This window comes from Methylobacterium longum (assembly GCF_022179385.1).
Taxonomy (GTDB): domain Bacteria; phylum Pseudomonadota; class Alphaproteobacteria; order Rhizobiales; family Beijerinckiaceae; genus Methylobacterium; species Methylobacterium longum.
On the sequence record NZ_BPQS01000078.1, the window covers coordinates 1 to 16,180 of the forward strand.

Annotated in this window: 19 protein-coding genes and 2 pseudogenes; 9 read left to right on the forward strand and 12 right to left on the reverse strand. The window is 62.5% G+C overall.

Annotated elements, in window-relative coordinates; genetic code table 11:
- Nucleotides 1-783: 783 nt before the first annotated feature.
- The 3 genes from MFF58_RS30030 (at nucleotide 784) to MFF58_RS32795 (ending at nucleotide 1,784) form a co-directional block, all read left to right on the forward strand.
- Nucleotides 784-1,140, forward strand: coding sequence for a DUF6894 family protein (locus tag MFF58_RS30030; protein ID WP_238293754.1), 357 nt, complete (start codon nucleotides 784-786; stop codon nucleotides 1,138-1,140).
- Nucleotides 1,141-1,335: 195 nt separating this feature from the next.
- Nucleotides 1,336-1,533: a hypothetical protein gene (locus tag MFF58_RS30035; RefSeq protein ID WP_238293756.1), complete on the forward strand. Its 198-nt coding sequence runs from the start codon at nucleotides 1,336-1,338 to the stop codon at nucleotides 1,531-1,533.
- Nucleotides 1,530-1,784 carry a hypothetical protein gene (locus MFF58_RS32795; protein WP_494337835.1) on the forward strand — a complete coding sequence of 85 codons (255 nt, stop codon included), beginning with the start codon at nucleotides 1,530-1,532 and terminating at the stop codon, nucleotides 1,782-1,784. The genes MFF58_RS30035 and MFF58_RS32795 overlap by 4 nt, the downstream gene beginning before the upstream one ends.
- A 681-nt stretch (nucleotides 1,785-2,465) precedes the next feature.
- On the opposite strand, the gene MFF58_RS30040 is transcribed toward MFF58_RS32795, so the two are convergent.
- From MFF58_RS30040 to MFF58_RS30070, 7 genes are all read right to left on the reverse strand, one after another.
- Nucleotides 2,466-2,714, reverse strand: a complete 249-nt coding sequence (locus MFF58_RS30040) for a hypothetical protein (RefSeq protein ID WP_238293758.1) — start codon at nucleotides 2,712-2,714, stop codon at nucleotides 2,466-2,468.
- A gap of 88 nt (nucleotides 2,715-2,802) precedes the next feature.
- Nucleotides 2,803-3,105 carry a hypothetical protein gene (locus MFF58_RS30045; protein ID WP_238293760.1) on the reverse strand — a complete coding sequence of 101 codons (303 nt, stop codon included), beginning with the start codon at nucleotides 3,103-3,105 and terminating at the stop codon, nucleotides 2,803-2,805.
- 1,416 nt (nucleotides 3,106-4,521) lie between these two features.
- On the reverse strand, nucleotides 4,522-4,686 hold the full coding sequence (locus MFF58_RS30050; RefSeq protein WP_238293787.1) for a hypothetical protein: 165 nt from the start codon (nucleotides 4,684-4,686) through the stop codon (nucleotides 4,522-4,524).
- 699 nt (nucleotides 4,687-5,385) lie between these two features.
- Nucleotides 5,386-5,664 carry a hypothetical protein gene (locus MFF58_RS30055; RefSeq protein WP_238293762.1) on the reverse strand — a complete coding sequence of 93 codons (279 nt, stop codon included), beginning with the start codon at nucleotides 5,662-5,664 and terminating at the stop codon, nucleotides 5,386-5,388.
- A 356-nt stretch (nucleotides 5,665-6,020) separates the two neighbouring features.
- A complete protein-coding gene (locus MFF58_RS30060) occupies nucleotides 6,021-6,845 on the reverse strand; it encodes a tyrosine-type recombinase/integrase (RefSeq protein ID WP_238293764.1) in 825 nt (274 codons plus the stop codon).
- Between the two features lie 88 nt (nucleotides 6,846-6,933).
- A complete protein-coding gene (locus MFF58_RS30065) occupies nucleotides 6,934-7,176 on the reverse strand; it encodes a hypothetical protein (protein WP_238293767.1) in 243 nt (80 codons plus the stop codon).
- Between the two features lie 279 nt (nucleotides 7,177-7,455).
- Nucleotides 7,456-8,370: a cobalamin B12-binding domain-containing protein gene (locus tag MFF58_RS30070; RefSeq protein WP_238293769.1), complete on the reverse strand. Its 915-nt coding sequence runs from the start codon at nucleotides 8,368-8,370 to the stop codon at nucleotides 7,456-7,458.
- Between the two features lie 247 nt (nucleotides 8,371-8,617).
- Here MFF58_RS30070 and MFF58_RS30075 point away from each other — a divergent pair, with 247 nt between their 5' ends.
- A complete protein-coding gene (locus MFF58_RS30075; RefSeq protein ID WP_238293771.1) occupies nucleotides 8,618-9,265 on the forward strand; it encodes an SDR family NAD(P)-dependent oxidoreductase in 648 nt (215 codons plus the stop codon).
- Nucleotides 9,266-9,341: 76 nt separating this feature from the next.
- Nucleotides 9,342-10,300, forward strand: a protein-coding gene (locus MFF58_RS30080) for an IS630 family transposase (protein WP_238293773.1) whose coding sequence is annotated in 2 segments (ribosomal slippage) — nucleotides 9,342-9,690 and nucleotides 9,690-10,300 — 960 coding nt in all. Because the reading frame shifts where the segments join, the coding sequence is not laid out codon by codon here.
- A 324-nt stretch (nucleotides 10,301-10,624) separates the two neighbouring features.
- Here MFF58_RS30080 and MFF58_RS30085 read toward each other — a convergent pair.
- Together MFF58_RS30085 and MFF58_RS30090 are read right to left on the reverse strand one after the other, a co-directional pair.
- Nucleotides 10,625-10,822, reverse strand: a complete 198-nt coding sequence (locus MFF58_RS30085) for a hypothetical protein (RefSeq protein ID WP_238293775.1) — start codon at nucleotides 10,820-10,822, stop codon at nucleotides 10,625-10,627.
- A 611-nt stretch (nucleotides 10,823-11,433) separates the two neighbouring features.
- On the reverse strand, nucleotides 11,434-11,637 hold the full coding sequence (locus MFF58_RS30090) for a hypothetical protein (RefSeq protein ID WP_238293777.1): 204 nt from the start codon (nucleotides 11,635-11,637) through the stop codon (nucleotides 11,434-11,436).
- A gap of 183 nt (nucleotides 11,638-11,820) precedes the next feature.
- On the opposite strand from MFF58_RS30090, the gene MFF58_RS30095 reads away from it, so the two are divergent.
- On the forward strand, nucleotides 11,821-12,021 hold the full coding sequence (locus tag MFF58_RS30095; RefSeq protein WP_238293779.1) for a hypothetical protein: 201 nt from the start codon (nucleotides 11,821-11,823) through the stop codon (nucleotides 12,019-12,021).
- Nucleotides 12,022-12,056: 35 nt separating this feature from the next.
- Here the strand turns inward: MFF58_RS30095 and MFF58_RS30100 are convergent, their stop codons facing one another.
- Together MFF58_RS30100 and MFF58_RS30105 are read right to left on the reverse strand one after the other, a co-directional pair.
- A complete protein-coding gene (locus tag MFF58_RS30100) occupies nucleotides 12,057-12,293 on the reverse strand; it encodes a hypothetical protein (protein ID WP_238293781.1) in 237 nt (78 codons plus the stop codon).
- Between the two features lie 246 nt (nucleotides 12,294-12,539).
- Nucleotides 12,540-12,698, reverse strand: a complete 159-nt coding sequence (locus MFF58_RS30105; RefSeq protein WP_238293783.1) for a hypothetical protein — start codon at nucleotides 12,696-12,698, stop codon at nucleotides 12,540-12,542.
- 440 nt (nucleotides 12,699-13,138) lie between these two features.
- Here MFF58_RS30105 and MFF58_RS32800 point away from each other — a divergent pair.
- Nucleotides 13,139-13,291, forward strand: a pseudogene (locus MFF58_RS32800) (hypothetical protein); the annotation flags it as partial.
- Nucleotides 13,292-13,679: 388 nt separating this feature from the next.
- Here MFF58_RS32800 and MFF58_RS32805 read toward each other — a convergent pair.
- Nucleotides 13,680-13,937: a hypothetical protein gene (locus MFF58_RS32805; protein ID WP_494337834.1), complete on the reverse strand. Its 258-nt coding sequence runs from the start codon at nucleotides 13,935-13,937 to the stop codon at nucleotides 13,680-13,682.
- Nucleotides 13,938-14,647: 710 nt separating this feature from the next.
- On the opposite strand from MFF58_RS32805, the gene MFF58_RS30110 reads away from it, so the two are divergent.
- Nucleotides 14,648-15,685 (forward strand): YihY/virulence factor BrkB family protein, encoded by a 1,038-nt coding sequence (locus tag MFF58_RS30110; RefSeq protein ID WP_238293785.1) that lies wholly within the window; start codon nucleotides 14,648-14,650, stop codon nucleotides 15,683-15,685.
- A gap of 259 nt (nucleotides 15,686-15,944) precedes the next feature.
- Nucleotides 15,945-16,091, forward strand: a pseudogene (locus MFF58_RS32410) (transposase); the annotation flags it as partial.
- Nucleotides 16,092-16,180 lie beyond the last annotated feature (89 nt).

The following is a 16,180-nucleotide window of genomic DNA, read 5'->3' on the forward strand; positions in this document are numbered from 1 at the left end:
CTCGTCCGAGAGCCAGAACAGGTCCGCCATCGCCGCCTCCACGGTGTAAAGGGCGGCCCTGAATCATAAAACCACAAACCCTGCAACGGCTTGGTTCGGTTCACACCCTAGGATGCTCGCAGTGCTGCACGTGGTCCTACCCTGCGAAGCGAACTGCTCTCCTTAAGGTCCGCATCTCGCGCCAAGCGCAATGATCTGAGAAGCGTGGTTCGCTCGTCGAAATTAACTTGGCTCGCCTCTGTCTCGTCCCGAATAGTCTGGGCATTCGCTTGTGATATTGCTTCTCTGGAACTCGGCGTCATTAGTTGTCCGCGGATATTATACGGCACACGGGACATCGCGGAACCCCCATCATAACCTGAATTATGAAGATGGTGTTCGACCACTCGATTTACGACGGCCGCCTTCCCTGAGATTTTTTTGCCAAGCTCGGGCTGGTAGCAATTCGGCGGCGGATCGTCTGATCCTCAGGCTGACCTGTAAGCTTCAACGTGCCAGCACCTCAGCATCCCGCCAGGATAGCCACTCAGGCACGCGGCACGACCTTAGGCGCCGGCAACCTCTTTCCGCGACATCGCACAACACCACGGGCAGCAGATGGCGAAGGCGGATTGAGCCACCATCCCCTAAATGGGTAATTCGACTCAGCTCGCCGCGGAGCTATCCAGAAATTCTCCAAGTCACAATGGCGCACATAGCCCGCCCGGCTCGCTGTGGCGGGCCTTTTCTTTGGCGATTTTACCGTTCGCGCATACGCCGGCACGAGCCTTCGTTTGTACTGAAATGACCGATCTGGTAGGCTTCCTAATCGCTGGCCACGACCCTCGGGCGTCAGCGACTGAGAGAGACGAGCGCTCCCGCCTTATGACGGCCGGGAAACTCATGCCTCGTTATCATTTCAACGTCTATGACGGCGTCGTCCTTCTCGACAAAAAGGGTGTCGAGTTGCCGGACACAATGTTCGCACGCCGAGAAGCTATTCGGTATGCAGGCGTGCTTCTTGAGGAAGGCGCAAGGTTAGAGAGCCTTGGTCAGGAATGGCGCATGGAAGTCACGGACGGGACTGAGCTGATACTGTTCAGGCTCGATTTCTTTGTGACACCGTCTCCAGCCATTGAGTCGCTCAGCAGGCCAGAGTAATCAATTTCGGCCTGTCGAAGCTTTCGGACTAGCAATCGCTAAGATGCGGTCCGGATCCGGCTTGCTTGCTCCATATTTCTCGGATCTGGAAAGGCCCGCCCGGTCCGCCGGTGCGGGCTTCTTTGTGGGGATTATTAACGATCTGGTAACCATGATCTAGGAGGCTCGGATTTCGGCCGCAACCGAGCCAACGCCATGCCGCAGCATCACCCGACCGTAGCCTCGGCCATCGCTGCAGAAACCGCTGCAACGGCAGCGGTGATCCTATTGGAAAAGATGCTTGCGATGGAGGCGACCGGCGCAGCCCGGGCGTTCGCCGAACTGGCCGCGGCGCAGAAGGCCCGGGCAGCCTGGGCCAGAGCGCAGATCATCGTGCGGGACGTGGCAGGATGAAGCCGCAAACGCAATCCTGCGAAGTGGTAGTGGAAGGCGCTTGGCTCACCCTTGGCCTCGACGAGGCGAGGGTCCTCCACCGGGACGCTCTTAAGCGTTGTCCGGCCTGCCATGGCCGTGTGACGATCCAAGGCGTCTATAGCGGGCAGGTATCTGTGAATCTGTCGCACCGGCGCATCCATGACGGCTGCCCGCTGATCCCAAGGCACTACAAGGGAGTGTCGTCGCAGCATCCGCAAGCACTCAAGTAGGTGTAGCGCATCCCAGCAGGAAATCGCCGGGACGCGGGTCACGACCTCAGCCACGGGCAGCCTCTTTCACGACATCGTGCAGAACCGCGGGTGGCAGATGGCGAAGGCGGAGCGAGGCGATCAACCCCCAGTAACCACTTCAAGGATGTGTTGCCTTGGAGAGGGCCGGCGACGGCAGGCGCAGACAGATAAACTGGAACGGTGTGAGAAGCTGTCGGGTTTGTCCAAGCCAATGCCGCATGCCCGCGGACGCGGCCAGGAGAGAGCCCTTGTTCAAAGTACCGCCACTGACGGCTGGGCTGTTTGCAGCCAGCATGTTTCTCGCACCTGTTCAGGCATCCGCGGCTCAGATCGGCATCGGTGCCGTCTCTAAGGCTGCTACTGCGGTGCAAGAGGTTCAGTATGGCTACGGCGGACCGCGCATTGGTTACGGTCGCCGGGGCTATGGTGGGCCGCCCTTCCGCGGGCGCGGCTACGGCTATGGCCGGGGGTATGGGCGCGGCTACGGTCGCGGATATGGCCGTGGTTATGGGTATGGGCGCCGCGGGGGCTTCTAACTGCTCCCCCCGCTAAGCTGATCCTACCAAGCCCGCCCGGTTCGCCGGTGCGGGCTTTTTCGTGCCTCAGGCAACTCGGAACCGCCGTGCTGCCTGATCGCCTCATGGGAGACGAACTGGACGGTCAGGCTGCTTTTTCCTGCTCTATGACGACGGGCGTCGCCTCGAAATGTACATGCGTGATGATCAGGCGCATCGCTTGGACCAGACCGTCAGCTTGTTCACAAGTAGTGCCGGGCCTGAGATCAAAAGCGAAAGGCTTCATTGTCTCGGCTGCCGCTTCGCCGGGAAGCCCACGCTGCTCAAGCATGATGTAGGGATTGCCGTTCTCATATTCCTTGACGCGGAAGCTCAATTGGACAAGCTGAGTCATGGTTGGCCCCTCGGTAATGCTCTCAAGGGCTGATTGGGTCACTTCATCCTTAATGAAACGTTAAAATAATGTGTCCGTTTTACAGGCTTCAGCGCGTCACCGCCCCGATGTCGTCCTCGTAGATCGAGTTGGGCTGGCAGGCGTGCCACTCCTTCTTCTCCTCGGTCTGTCCCTTTCGGCCATGGCAGTAGCCGGCCTGGGCCAGACGGCCGCTGAGCCGATCTTGGAGCCTGCACTGCTCATGGGTGACAGCCGGATCCCCCGCGGCCTCACAAGCTTGCGATGCCTTCAGCTCAGCGGTCAACAGCTCGGGAACGGTCGGAAGCTGCTGCTGCGCCTGCACTCCACCGGCAGCGATGACGAGAGCGAGAGCGGCGAGGGCTGTACGCATGGCGGCAGGATAGCTGAGGCTCGGCCACCGGCATCCTCTTCCGCGACATCGTGCAGAACCACGGACGGCAGATGGCGAAGGCGTAGTGAGCCTCGCAGACTCGCCCGCCCGCTCACGCGTCTACAGCCCGACGGATCGACCCTACCCAGCCCCGCCGGGAGCCACCGCGCGGGGCTATTTCGTTCAGAAGCGATGGCTGCTCGCTGCCTTCCAACGTCGGCCGAACTCATGGATGGCCATGAGAGCGCCGGACGACGAGGCGGTCAGGTTCACGGAGGCGCTTCCTTCAGCTGCGAGGATGGCCGACGCTCTGGCCGCGCGCGCTAAGCTGCCGTCACGGGCGGCGCTGCGGTGAGCATGTTCGTCATCTCGCAAAGGAAAGGCCCGGCTGCGGTGTTATCCGCGGCCGAGCCTGGATCGATGTTGCCGGCAGCGACCGCTTGGTTGCTACACGCGGTGGCGCCTGTGCCGGTGCATCATGCGACGCATGCGGCGTATCGGGTGCCAGCGAACATCGACGATGCTGTCCTGAACGCCAGCAACAGCGACGGCTGGAGCCGGGCTGAGAGGGGTCGCCGAGGCCGGCGTAACGAGGGTGGCGGCGCTGAACGCGGCCAGCAGAGCCGCGGTGATCACTGATGTGCGCAACGGACGTTTCCTCTCGTGCGGCCACTGGAACAGTGGCGTCTCGCGAAAGCCCAGCCGCCGAGCGATGGTTCCGGAGTCGAGATCACGAAGGGGTCAGGCTTGAACATCGCTGGCGCATCTGCGGCGATGGCAGGAACACATGAGCATCCACGCCCGCTCGGGAAAGCTCTGACGGGCTCATCAAGCGGGCGTGGAGGTCGGCGACCCATCCCGAGCGCCAACCCTGTCAGCCTTACTCGCGGACGGGTAAATGCGAAACGGTTTCGCATAACGGAAACGGTTTCCCTTTTGGCCGAGCCGGTTCTCAGCATCCACGCCCGCCCTCGATTTACTGAGGGGCAGATCTAAGAGCGGACGTGGAGGTCGACGGGATGAGGACCGTCGACGCAGGCACCCTGCACAGATGCAGACAGATCTGTCCCTGTGACGGATGCGCTGCCCTCACGAACGCCGCTCGCGCATTCGGTGCGGGCATCTATCCAGGCAGCGAGACCAAGCCGAGGACGATCAGAATGAGGCCCGTGGCTTCCAATACTAAGTGTAGGACACGACGGTTCGGAGTGAAGCCGGTGAGCACGCCTCCCACTATGAGGCAGAGCAGGCTGGCGACGGCCATGGCAGGCACCTTGACGCCTGCCCACGGCTTCGTCTCCCAGGCGTGAACCCCTGGTTCAAAACCAGCGGCTCATCGCTAATGTCTACAAGTTGCCAATGGATGTCTAGCCTCTGCCTCTCCTCACGAACGCCGTACGCGCATCGAATACGGGTCTAGCCCTTCGCGACGCACACCGTGATCGCGGAAGCACCCGCAAAGGGACGGCTGGAGTCGGCAATTGCCTTCGCCGCCGCTTGGCACGCTTCCTTGGTGTTGAACTCGACGGATCCGACCGAGGCGCCAGAGCCGGCCAGTATGATGATGAGCACGTAGACCAACGCATCCTCCTCGGTTCGAGGATGTCACCTAGGCCCAAGAACGTCGCTCGCGCATCCAGTTTGGGTGGCAAGCCGCAATTGCAGGAGACCTACGAGATCCAGCCGAGCGCCGTCACCAAGTGATCGGCCTGGGCTCGGGTCAGCCCTGGAGAGATAGCGGAGCCGTTGCGACAGACCGCATAGGTCCCGTCGGCTGACACACGAATTTTGATGGATGCCATGGGGCTGAACCCGCGATCAGGTTGCGGCTGATATCGAAGGCTCAAGACGAGCGAGCTGGGATGATGCCGGGGGGCATAAATGGGGTGCAGCTCACGGTCGAAGCGCGTCGCATTCGCCCGGGCCTTCGCGTGCTGCTCGCCTCCGGCTACACAGGCACGGCGCTAGGCGATCAGGGCGTCCCAGCCGACCTCCCGCTTCTGACCAAACCCTATCTACGCGAGGACCTCGCGGATAAGCTGCGCCTGATCATGGGACGCAGGTGAGACGGGTCTGCCAAAGAGTCCTGTAGCGCGACTACAGAAACCCGCTCCCCGAGTTGCCCTTGGAGGCGTTCGCCCGCCGGACCCGCCTCAGCCATTGCCGCCCCCGCACGGCCGTATTCCCGCGCTACAGCCGCTCCGTCGCTCCGGCTCGGATGCCGAACGACACAGGGCCGAACCACGTCATCACGGGATCCGGCCCGTTCCCCTATCGCGCTCAAATCGTCACCGACCCGTCGTCGGGATCGACGGCCTCGACGATGGGTCCCAGCGCTCCGGTGATCACCAACTCGCCAAGACCATAATTGCAGGCTTCCGCGAGCCGATCGCTGTCTTCGGTCGGCATGACCCGTAGCAGCTCGATCATGATTGCGGTCATGGCGGCGTCGCGTGCCATCGGCGTGTCTCGAAGCGATGACGAGAGATCACGAACGACCGCCAAGACGACGTTTTCAGCGATGACCAGCGCAGCCTGTTCGAGGTTCGGCCCGACCATCTCAGCCTCCTACAAGAACCCAGATCCGCTTTGCCCTTTGAAGGCGTTCGCCCGTCGGATGTAGCCGACCACCGTCCGCGGATCCCGGTGCCCCGACTGATCCATGATCCGGTCGAGGTCGGCCCTACGCTCGCCTGCCGTCGCAATGCCCGGGGGGGCGTTCGCCAACAGCATGAACGGATCGTTGACCGCGTGCATGCAACACTCTGAGTTGCGGTGGTGCCGCCGCCGTCGGGCGGTGCTCTAACCGCATTTCCGGAAAAGGCGGCCCATCGTGCTCATCCTCAACCCGATCACCGGCAAGATGGTCGAGATTGCCGCTCCCCGCCCGCGGCCGAAGGTGGTCTGAAGACCGCTCACACTCCTAAGAACCACGCCGAACTCTCCGAGGGCCGGGCATGCAGAGAGCGTCCGGTCGTCGCCACTGAGGGGTGCCCGAGCGTGGCCTGCACGAGGTGGATCGGCGCGCCGCGGTCGAGGCTATGTGAGGCATGCGCGTGTCGGAGCCAGTGCGCCGAGACTTCGCCCGGGAGCCCCGCCCTGGCGGCCGCGGCCTTCACAACCCGGTGGACCGCGCTGGGATCAAGCGCCCCACCCTTCCTCGAGCGGAACACGGGCGCATCAACCGACCATGTCGCCAGCTTGGCGACTTGATCCTGCCGCAGCGCCGTCAGCACCTTCCAGGTCGCGGCCGAGAGCAGCACGGCCCACGTCTTGCCGCCCTTGCCGAACACCGTCGCCTGCCCGGCTTCGTCCCGGGCCGTGAGATCCCGCCAGCGCAGGCCACAGACCTCCGAGATGCGCAGCCCGCCGCCGTAGAGCACCGTCAGCAAGACGCGGTTTCGCAGGATCGGCTCCTGCCGGATCATCAGCAGCGCGTCGGCCTCGGACATGATGCGTTCGGCCAGCGTGTTCTTGATCGGCGGCACCTTCACGGCCGCACCGATATTGAACCGCAAATATCCGACCTCCTGGGCGAACGTGAACAGCGACTTGAGCGCCGAGGCGGCGAGCGCCACTGTCGCTGACGAGCCCGGCAGGCTGGCGAGGTAGTCCTGCAACTCGCCCATCCGCACCGAGCCCAGCGGCTTGCCGGCATGCGCTAGGAAGCGCCGCGCCTCGCGCTCGTAGTTCCGGCGCGTGTTGCGGCTCGAGGATCGGGCGAGCCACAGCCGCACCATCTGCGCATCGTCGTCGGCTTGCGCCGGCGGCAGTGCCGGCGGTTGCGATGTATCCGGCTCGATGATCGCGGGGGCGTGGACACCGCGCTCAATCCCAATCCTGGCTGTCGAGGGAGCAAGCGCCGCCCATGCGCGTGGCGATGGCTGACATCACGCCATCCAGCGTGGCGTGAGAGGTCACGACGCCATCGAGGCTGCAACCGAGTTTGGCGACGATCTTGTACGCCTCACGGTCCGCCGATTGGGTGACCTTCCCGAGATCCCGTCCCAGGCGGTCTCGAAATTCCCATTCCGGCTGCGCCTCTGCGACGGGTCTCAAAACGACGTCCATGGCACACCTCGCAACTGACGCAAGAAAAGGATCATTGTCTGCTCCGGCTGCGAGCCCATGGAGGCGGCGCTCCGGTCCGATGCCGCACACTTCATCGCCAAACCGTGTGCCGAACGGCAGGTGCGCAAGGCGCTGCAAGTGCTGCGGCTGAAATAAGACGCGCGAGGCCGAGCCGTGATGCTGTGGCCGCCCGGCTGATCCGGTAGATGCTGCCGGCCGACCTGCAATAGGTCTATACTGTTGGTCTTCCGCTCTCACACTGCCAGCTCAAACACGCCTCTAAAGTCCGCTCGGCAAGTTACTGCTGACCATCTTGGCGCTGTCGGCCGCAAGATCGAGCAGCCGCTGCGCGAGAAGCACCGCCGTTGGCGCATCCACCGCAGATGCGTCCGCTCCGACTTTTCTGACGAGTTGTGGCTTCTCCAAGAACACCGGACCACCGACCATGACACCGATGGACCGGTTGTACGACGCTTCGCGCACGGAGCGGATGGCCAGAGCGAGCTGATCGACACGGGTCTCGTTGCTGAGCGTCAGGCCGACGACGCCAAACCATTCGGAGGCCACGAGAGCGGCGATCTCCTCCGGACTTGAGGAGAGCCCGATCGACACGACCCAACCCGCTCTGCGCAGGAACTGCTCGACAACCCGGATGCCGAATGTGTGCTGCTCGCCAGGAGCGCCCATCAGGAGCAGCCGACGCTTCTCATCAAGCTGGACCGTGGCGCTATCGACCCGGAACTGAGCCACGAGACACTGAAGACGGGCAACTCCCGTCGTCACCTCGATGAAGTCGCACAGGTCCTCGTCCCACATCCTGCCCAGGAGAGCCGCTGAGGGTGCGAGCAGGTCAAGGAACAGGCGTTCGACAGGATGGCCGTCCGCAACCAGCGCCGAGAAGGCCGCGATCATGGCCGCATCGTCCGGCGCGAGCGCCAGATCGGTGAACGCCGCGACCTGCTCCGCGTCTGTCTTGAATGTGGGTTTGATCTCCTCAGGCCCGAGGCGGGGATGCAGGAGCACCAACTGCGGGATGATCTCGGTCTGGATGACTTGCCCCAAGGCGAGACAGCGCTCGCGTGCGGCCTCGGCGGCGCGTTTGCGCGCATAAAGCTGACGAGCCTCTGCCGCGCGTTCGGTTTCGTGGGGGGAACTGTCACCCCACTGGTAGTCGGACGAGGCTAGGTTCTGCACCGTCTTCCCCCTCGGCGCTACGGCGTCCACGACCTTAATAGTCCATCGATCACCGCTCAGCATGAGAACCGCAGTCAGAGACGATGTAAAGTCAGAGCTAAAATTCCCAATATAAGATAGCCAATTCGCACACTTGGAATTTGGCCCAAATATCCGCTGAAGGAACGCACTATCGCGATCCCTTGACAGCGTAGGGTCTCCTCCCAGCACTCTGAGCGTCGAAGTCGGCAGGCCGAAAGACACGTTCATGCGCCAGAGCGAAGCAGCCGTCGTGGTCGGGATTGGGCCAGGGCTCGGTTTAGCTGTCGCTCGCCGCTTCGCCCGCGAGGGGTTCTTCGTAGCCGGGCTGACTCGCACGCCCGACCGGGTACCCGCCGAGACCGGGATCGAGGTTCGCCAAGCCGACGCCGCCGACCCTATCGGGCTCGACGCCGTCTTACGCTCCATCGAGAACGACCGCGGACCGATCGAGGTCCTGATCTACAATGCCTATCGGGTCAGCATCGGATCGCCCGGCAGCCCGACACCGGATGATCTCGCCGCCGACCTGCAGGTGAACGTTGTCGGCGCCTACGCCGCGGCCCAGACGATGCACAGCCTGATGGCTCCGCGCGGCCGAGGCAGCATCATCCTGACCGGCGGCGGCCTCGCCCTCGATCCACGCCCGTGGCTCAGCGCGTTCTCCCTCTCCGCCGGAAAAGCTGCCCTGCGTAATCTCGCCTACGCACTCTCGGAGGCGTTCAAGGCCGATGGCGTAGCCGTGACGACGATGACCGTCGCCGGAAGGATCCAGGAAGGTACAGCGTTCGCACCCGATCTGATCGCAGACGCCTTCTGGCGCTTGCATCTGGAGGGGGTGAGTGCCGGGCCAGAGGTGATGTTCACAGGCAGCTGACCGACAGCTAGAGCCGGTCCCGCGCCGGTTGCGACGGGTTTGCGTGGGGCGCGTTGGTGGGTGAAGGAGCTTGCTCATGCCTTCACCCCTGTCTGTGGACCTGCGCGAGCGTGTCGTGGCTGCCGTGGTGGCGGGTGCCTCCTACCATCGCGCCGCCGGCCGCTTCGGGGTCAGCGTGTCGAGCGCCAGCCGCTGGTCGGAGCGTTTCCGCCACGAGGGCCAACTCGCCTCCAAGCCGATGGGCGGCGATCATACCTCGAAGCGCATAGAGGCGCATGCCGGGCTGATCCTAACGATCTCCAAGCAGGAGCCGCATCTTTTCCTGCGCGAGTTGCGCGATCGACTGGCTGAGCAGGGTATCCAGACCAGCACGAGCGGCCTGTCGTGCTTCTTTGCCCGCCACGGGATCAGCTGGAAAAAGGGGCGACGTACGCAGCTGAGCCGGAGCGCGCGGACGTAAGGGCTGCTCGCGAGGCGTGGTTCGACGCACAGCCCGAGCTCGATCCGGATCGGCTGGTGTTCCGGGATGAGACAGCGGCTGCCACCAACATGGCGCGACGCTATGGTTGGGCTCCGCGCGGCGAGCGCTGCCGGCTCGCAGCCCCGTTGGGCCACTACAAAACCACCGTCACCGCCGCCCTGCGCACCAGTGGACTGTGTGCCACCGCGTTATTGGACGGTCCCACGAACGGCAGGCGCTTCCGCAGCTACGTCACCGAGACCCTGATCCCGGTGCTGCAACCGGGCGACATCGTCGTCATGGATAACCTGCCTGCCCACAAGGTCGCCGGTGTACAGGACGCGATCGAGGCCGCAGGAGCGCGGCTGCTCTACCTTCCGTCCTACAGCCCTGATTTCAACCCGATTGAGCAGGTCTTCGCGAAGCTGAAGGCGCTGCTGCGGAGTGCGGCCGCTCGCACGATCCCGGATCTTTGGGCGGCGATCCGCCACGCTTTCACGCGCTTCACTCCGCAGGAGTGCCGCAACTACCTCGCCGCGGCCGGCTACGAGAACGACTTGGCTGTAGCTACCTGACCGGGAACAGCTCTAGTTACCCAGGTTATTCTTAGGCGTGCGAGCTACCCAGCGGCATGGGTGCAGAAGATGCCGAACTTCGATGAGCGTTTAGCACGCGAGTTCGTCCAGGGGCTCCTGCGGTCAGCTCTTGCCCGGCGGGTCGATCCGTCCGCTCGCCTTCACCAGTTCCGCACGCTGCAGCTGGCAGCAATCGCGATGTCGCGAGAGCCTGCCGTGCTTCAGGCAGCTGAGCAGCTCGTCCAGGCAACTGACCTCGCGCTGCAGAAGCTAGCCCCAGGGAGGTCGTAGGCCGATTGAGAGGCCGAGCACACAGTAGCGCGCTCAGCGACGCCCGCCATCAGCTCCCGGCTTCATCGCCCGCTCGACGGCCTCCATGGCGCTCTCGAACGCCTTGGCCTCGCTGCGGTCGGGCCGGTCGGCGAGCTTGCCGCTCTTGCGGATCGCCCACTGGAAGTGACCCTCCGGCTTGGCGAGCGGCGAGACCTCGATGGAGTAGGGGTGCGGGACAGGATCAGCCATCACCAAGCTATGCCAGGGCACATGCGACGACGCCACGGCCAACGCGGCGCCTTCGGTTTCCCAATAAGCCTGCTACGGCTCAGACCGCCTTCAGGTTGGCGGCGCTCTCCTTGCCGCTGCACCGGTCAGCCTCGACGTGTCGTAGGAGATTTCCTGCCGATCAACGAGATCGTGCATCCTATCGTGTGCGGAAGAGTTGAACTAAAGGGCCCGGCAATTCTTGGTCCGTCAGGAATCTCCAATGCCAGCTCAGCTCGAAGTTTTACCTGAAGACGTTCAGAGATTTTCTACGCTTGCATGGGCTATGATTGACAGGCGCTCGCTCAAATCCCGGAGAGCACGAGACCGCAATTTCGGACCATCATCGCGAATATCTATGGCCGAGGTCTTACAAGAGACGCGGCGTCTCCCAACCTCTCCCAAGCGCTGCCGGCGATGGCGGACGGCAGCGATCTCTCTATCCAGCCTCGCACCCAAGCGAACGGTGCGAGAAGCTAAAGCCTGGATGGTGCCATGTCTTCAAGTGGACGCCGACAACGGCGCCATCCAAGAGGGCAACGACGCCTGGACTGACTGGCAGCTGATGTGGAAGGCCATTCTGGTTCAGGGTATCAGCTTCCGATCTGACCTACGACGTGCTCGATCTTGTCCAGGGCGGCCTTGATCATTTCCAATTGCTCTTGCAGGCCCTCGACCTTTACGTGGCCAGGTTTTTCAGTCGTCCACCAAATGCCATTGTCGATCAACTCCAACATGCGGCCCAGGCGGGTGTGCTCATGCTTGAGTGATACGATGAAATCGGTGCTGGTTTTCACGGTGATCCCTCCGCGCGGCCGTCCTCATACCGCAGTGAGGGGGTGAGAGCGAGCAGCAGGGCTCGGCACGGTTCATCACTGCGACGGCGGCCGGTACGCCACACGGCGCGAGCTGTAGGGTAATCCGGCCGCTTCACCTTGGGTCCCCTCGTAGATGGCCGAGCGTGCTCCCACATGCTGAGGATGATCACCTTCAAGCCGAACCCCCACAAGCTGCAGGTCACGCCATCCGCGAAGGAGCCGGGCCGGTTCGATTGGTCGATCACCTGCGACGGTGTAATCGTGCGCCAGTCGGTTCGCTCCTTCAGTTCTGAAGGGGCTTCGGAGGCGAACGGCGACGCGGCGTTCCGTGAGATCACATCGCGGTGGCAGAGCGCGCGATAGGTGCTGCCACTGCAGGCGGCCGCGATCTCTCGTCCTTATAAGGCTCTGGCATAGCCCGGAAGAAGGTCGATTGCCTGCGCTGTGGCTTGGGAGAGGCGTACCTCGGTCAGGGTTACTTCAGCGCCTTCCCTGACCGCATCTCTGACGATTTGCATGCCGCTCTCAGGATCCTCGGCAAGGACCGCGTAGAACAGGGTGAGCAGACGCTCTGGTGCTTCCTCGTCCGAGCATGCGACCTTAACGATGAAGGCAGTCTGATTGGGCTCTATCATCGGCAGAGCCTACATCTTCAGCTCGCTGCAACTAAGGCGCGGCCAACTAGGCCGCTGGCGGTCGCTTCGTGTTCGCGGCGGCGTGTTGACGGTTTCGGGCGAGGACGGTTTCGGGCGAGCCGCCGAACATGAGCGTCGTTATCTCCTCGCCGGCTGCATGGACCTTTTCCGCCACCATGGATTGCGCCCCGGCGTTCCCGCTCCGCGTATTGTCGTCAAAGGGGCAGGAGACCATGATGTGCGAACTTATGGCTTGCCCCCCTGCCACTTCGCGCGAAACGGTTGAGGTGCACGCATGGGCTTCAGCTCCGGGTTTATCTTGTTCTCGAAGGCAAGCTTCACACGAACATTGAAGTCTTCGGTCGACACAATCTGAGCGGTGCCGTTGTTGGAAGTGCGCGCCATAATATTGTCCGCCTTGTTGCCCAGGGCACTGAATTGCGCGGAGGGTAAACAACATATGGGATGGAGCGGGCGATTTACGAGGTAGGTTTCTTAGACCGAAGTTGCCCCTCACTTTCGGGAGCGATATTCGGCCAAATGTTGGCACCGCTGCAGGAGAAGTGACGGCGTGGCATCCCTCGCTCGCGCTGCTGCGGTGGCGGCTGGTCGCCGTTGAAGCGCGTACAGCCCCTTTCGCTCCCAGAACCGGATCCCAGCCCCACCCCCGTTCTCGGGGATGAACTGCAGGCTAACAGTCATGATTGTAGGTCTACCGCTGCTACGGCGAGCGCTGCCAAGCGCCTGCGAAAGCGTAGTTCTCGAATGCGTATTCCAAGCCGACTGCTTCGAGTAGCCGACTGAACCCGTGAGCACGATCGCCACACCATGGCGATCAGCGCTGCCCGGCCTGTCACAGCCGCGAGGCGATCAACGGGACGTACAACGGGCCGAACGTCCTGCGGCGCTTGTACCACCGCAAGGCGCACAACGGCTGCCCGCTCAAGCCCGACGCGTACATTGGTCGAACGTCGCCGTATCCGCAGGCGCTGGCATAGCGCTGGATCTGCCCCGCCGCCCGATCTGATGAGAAAAGCCCGCCCTGGTGTTCCAGGTGCGGGCTTGTTGCGACTGCGCCGACGAGGCCGCACCTTGAAGTTACGGTGCTGCTCTTCCGACGCTCAGCCCCCAGCCGATCGCTAACTGCTACCTCGGCCGTTATGGTTAACAGATCGTTGCCACCGGTCAGGCCTTGCCGTGTTGTTAGCCCCGCCGCGCGAACTGATCATGGGCTGGCGGAGCTTGATGCCGTTCCTCACGGTTGGGGCCAGTACGTGAAGCGGCCCGAGATGCAGGACGCAGTAGGGCGGTGGGTCGAGGTTCAACAGCGACCTACGCCTGCATCCCAGATCGGGATGCCCGGGCACCTCCGAGTGGCGATACGGCTCAGCTCAGGGCATCTGGGTGAGGGGTCGGTGCTCCTGAGAACCCCCTCGCATTGAACGGACACCCCTCGTGTCCCTTACGATGCATCAGGCCAAGACGGTTCTTACCCGTGAAGGTGCCGAAGACGTAGACTGGGCCATGACAGGTGCAGCAGCGCTTAGGGTCGGACCGATGTTGATTATGAGCTTGGGCGATGGTGAGCGTCTGCCAGTCGCCCGCAACCTGGATCTGGCATGTCAGGGGTTGAATTATCTTCATAGCTAGAAAGTATCATGCGAACCCGCCTGGATTGAGGCATGAAAATCGTCCTTCTCGGCTGAAATGTTTTGATCAAACATAAGCGGGTCAATTCGTGTTATCAGCGTGATCGAAGCGCAGGACTCATGCGATGCACGCTCTGTCATACACCGTTCGGGCACTTATTTTCTCGTCTGACGGAGAGATGCGTCTTGAGCGTCCGGCAGAAATTTATGCAACCTCCGCTGAGGCTCGCGTCGTTTGCAACGAGGTGATTGCCTCGCATCGAACTGGCAAAATCAGGTCTTTCGTACAGGTCCACGACGGGTTTGGTGGCCGGGTGGACGCTTGCGACGACCGCTGACCAGTCCTGTTATCGATCCTGACGTCGAGTGGATCGCGCCGATGCTAAACTGCAAAACCTGCGGCGCTCCGACTCTCGCTACAGCAAGGATCTGTCAAGCTTGCGGCGCCTTGACTGGCGTAGGCAAGCCGGCGGCATCCCATGCTCTCGCCCCGAGAGTACCTCAGCCGGAGTGCCTAAACCCACCCCGCTGCCTGTCCGGTCAAACAGGTTGCACTCCAGTCTCCTGTCCGTTGCGGTATCTCTGGTTCTCAGGTCACTCATTCCATCCCGCGTTCACGGCACGATGCCTCGATGAGCGTGCTGGCTCATTGAGCAGAAGGGCAATAGGCTCATTAAGAGCCACCCGACTGGTATGAGCAGCCTCATGACCCAAGACGAGGCAGAAGGTGAGGATTGGCGTTCGGTGAGCACCCGTGCTCCCGACGCGGAAACGATCAGAGCCGCACAAGAGCGGGCTCGCAAGCCTGGCCGTGGACGCTCGGCTGATGACCCTGTGCAAATACCCGCTCCTGGGTGGCGGGACATTCTCACGCGTGTCTTCTGGGCTGTCCCGCAGGACAGGGTCCTCTCGACGGCTGGCAGTGTCGCTTTCTTCGCTCTCCTGTCGACGTTTCCGGGGATCGCGACGATCGTCTCCCTCTACAGCTTGGTCTCGGATCCGGCCGCCATCGGTCAGCACCTGAGCGTCCTCAATGGGGTCTTACCCGACGGCGTCCTCGAACTGATTGCGGCTCAGCTTAAGCATGTTGCCGAGAAGGGCGCCGGCACCCTCAGCACCGCATCCCTGATAAGCTTCCTGATCGCTTTCTGGAGTGCCAATTCGGGTGTGGCCGCTCTCTTCGATGCCCTGAACGTGATCTACAGAGAGCGTGAGAAGCGAGACCTTGTGCGGGTCTACCTGACGACCTTTCTCTTCACGCTGGGCGGAGCAAGCGTAACAGTCGCGGCCATCGCCACGGTCGTTGGCCTACCGTATCTCCTCAGTCAGTTCGGCTTCGGGACAGGAACTGACACGCTGTTGCGGGTTATGCGTTGGCCCGCTCTGCTCGTCCTCGTGAGCCTCGGTTTGTCGTTGGTATACCGCTATGGGCCAAGCCGTCGGACCGCCAAATGGAGGTGGGTCAGTTGGGGCAGCACCGTCGCCGCCCTCGGTTGGATCGGCACATCGACGGTGTTCTCGCTCTACGTGGCGACGTTCGACTCCTACAACCGGATTTATGGGTCACTCGGAGCCGGTATCGGGTTCATGACATGGATCTGGCTTTCCGTCGTCATCGTGCTTCTTGGTGCTGAACTCAATTCCGAGATGGAACGACAGACGGCGCGTGACAGCACGGTTGGCAGTCCGAAGCCCCTGGGTTCTCGAAGAGCTTTTGCTGCGGATACGGTTGGACCGCCGTAGCTCAGACCCGACCGGTATTTTGGACTGAGCTGCGTGAGAAGCTACTGCATGGCCGCTGCCATGGGTAGCTAGAAGGCCAGATCCAGGTAGCTGGCAGACAAGGGCGACCGATAGCCTTGCGGCGAATGCGGTCGTACGTGTTCTGCCAAAGACCAATCACAATCTGCGCCTCCTTTAACTAGGGTGTGAACCGAACCAAGCCGTTGCAGGGTTTGTGGTTTTATGATTCAGGGCCGCCCTTTACACCGTGGAGGCGGCGATGGCGGACCTGTTCTGGCTCTCGGACGAGCAGTGGGCGGTAATGGCCCCGTTCATGCCCAAGGATCAGCCCGGACCGGAGCGGAAAGACGACCGGCAGATCATCTCCGGCATCCTGCACGTGCTTGACCTGACCGGCTGGCTTTGGACCGGGCTGATTGAGAGGATCAGCCTGGACCAGAGGAGTTGGGGATGAAGCGAGGACAGAGGCCGAGCGCGGAACAGGTCGTGCTGATG

Bases quoted from the DNA above. Each gene is read 5' to 3' on its own strand.
- MFF58_RS30030 (WP_238293754.1), top strand. From the start codon at position 784: ATGACCGATCTGGTAGGCTTCCTAATCGCTGGCCACGACCCTCGGGCG.
- MFF58_RS30035 (WP_238293756.1), top strand. From the start codon at position 1,336: ATGCCGCAGCATCACCCGACCGTAGCCTCGGCCATCGCTGCAGAAACC.
- MFF58_RS32795 (WP_494337835.1), top strand. From the start codon at position 1,530: ATGAAGCCGCAAACGCAATCCTGCGAAGTGGTAGTGGAAGGCGCTTGG.
- MFF58_RS30040 (WP_238293758.1), bottom strand. From the start codon at position 2,714: ATGACTCAGCTTGTCCAATTGAGCTTCCGCGTCAAGGAATATGAGAAC.
- MFF58_RS30045 (WP_238293760.1), bottom strand. From the start codon at position 3,105: ATGCGTACAGCCCTCGCCGCTCTCGCTCTCGTCATCGCTGCCGGTGGA.
- MFF58_RS30055 (WP_238293762.1), bottom strand. From the start codon at position 5,664: ATGGTCGGGCCGAACCTCGAACAGGCTGCGCTGGTCATCGCTGAAAAC.
- MFF58_RS30060 (WP_238293764.1), bottom strand. From the start codon at position 6,845: ATGGTGCGGCTGTGGCTCGCCCGATCCTCGAGCCGCAACACGCGCCGG.
- MFF58_RS30065 (WP_238293767.1), bottom strand. From the start codon at position 7,176: ATGGACGTCGTTTTGAGACCCGTCGCAGAGGCGCAGCCGGAATGGGAA.
- MFF58_RS30075 (WP_238293771.1), top strand. From the start codon at position 8,618: ATGCGCCAGAGCGAAGCAGCCGTCGTGGTCGGGATTGGGCCAGGGCTC.
- MFF58_RS30085 (WP_238293775.1), bottom strand. From the start codon at position 10,822: ATGGCTGATCCTGTCCCGCACCCCTACTCCATCGAGGTCTCGCCGCTC.
- MFF58_RS30095 (WP_238293779.1), top strand. From the start codon at position 11,821: ATGATCACCTTCAAGCCGAACCCCCACAAGCTGCAGGTCACGCCATCC.
- MFF58_RS30100 (WP_238293781.1), bottom strand. From the start codon at position 12,293: ATGATAGAGCCCAATCAGACTGCCTTCATCGTTAAGGTCGCATGCTCG.
- MFF58_RS30105 (WP_238293783.1), bottom strand. From the start codon at position 12,698: ATGGCGCGCACTTCCAACAACGGCACCGCTCAGATTGTGTCGACCGAA.
- MFF58_RS32805 (WP_494337834.1), bottom strand. From the start codon at position 13,937: ATGAAGATAATTCAACCCCTGACATGCCAGATCCAGGTTGCGGGCGAC.
- MFF58_RS30110 (WP_238293785.1), top strand. From the start codon at position 14,648: ATGACCCAAGACGAGGCAGAAGGTGAGGATTGGCGTTCGGTGAGCACC.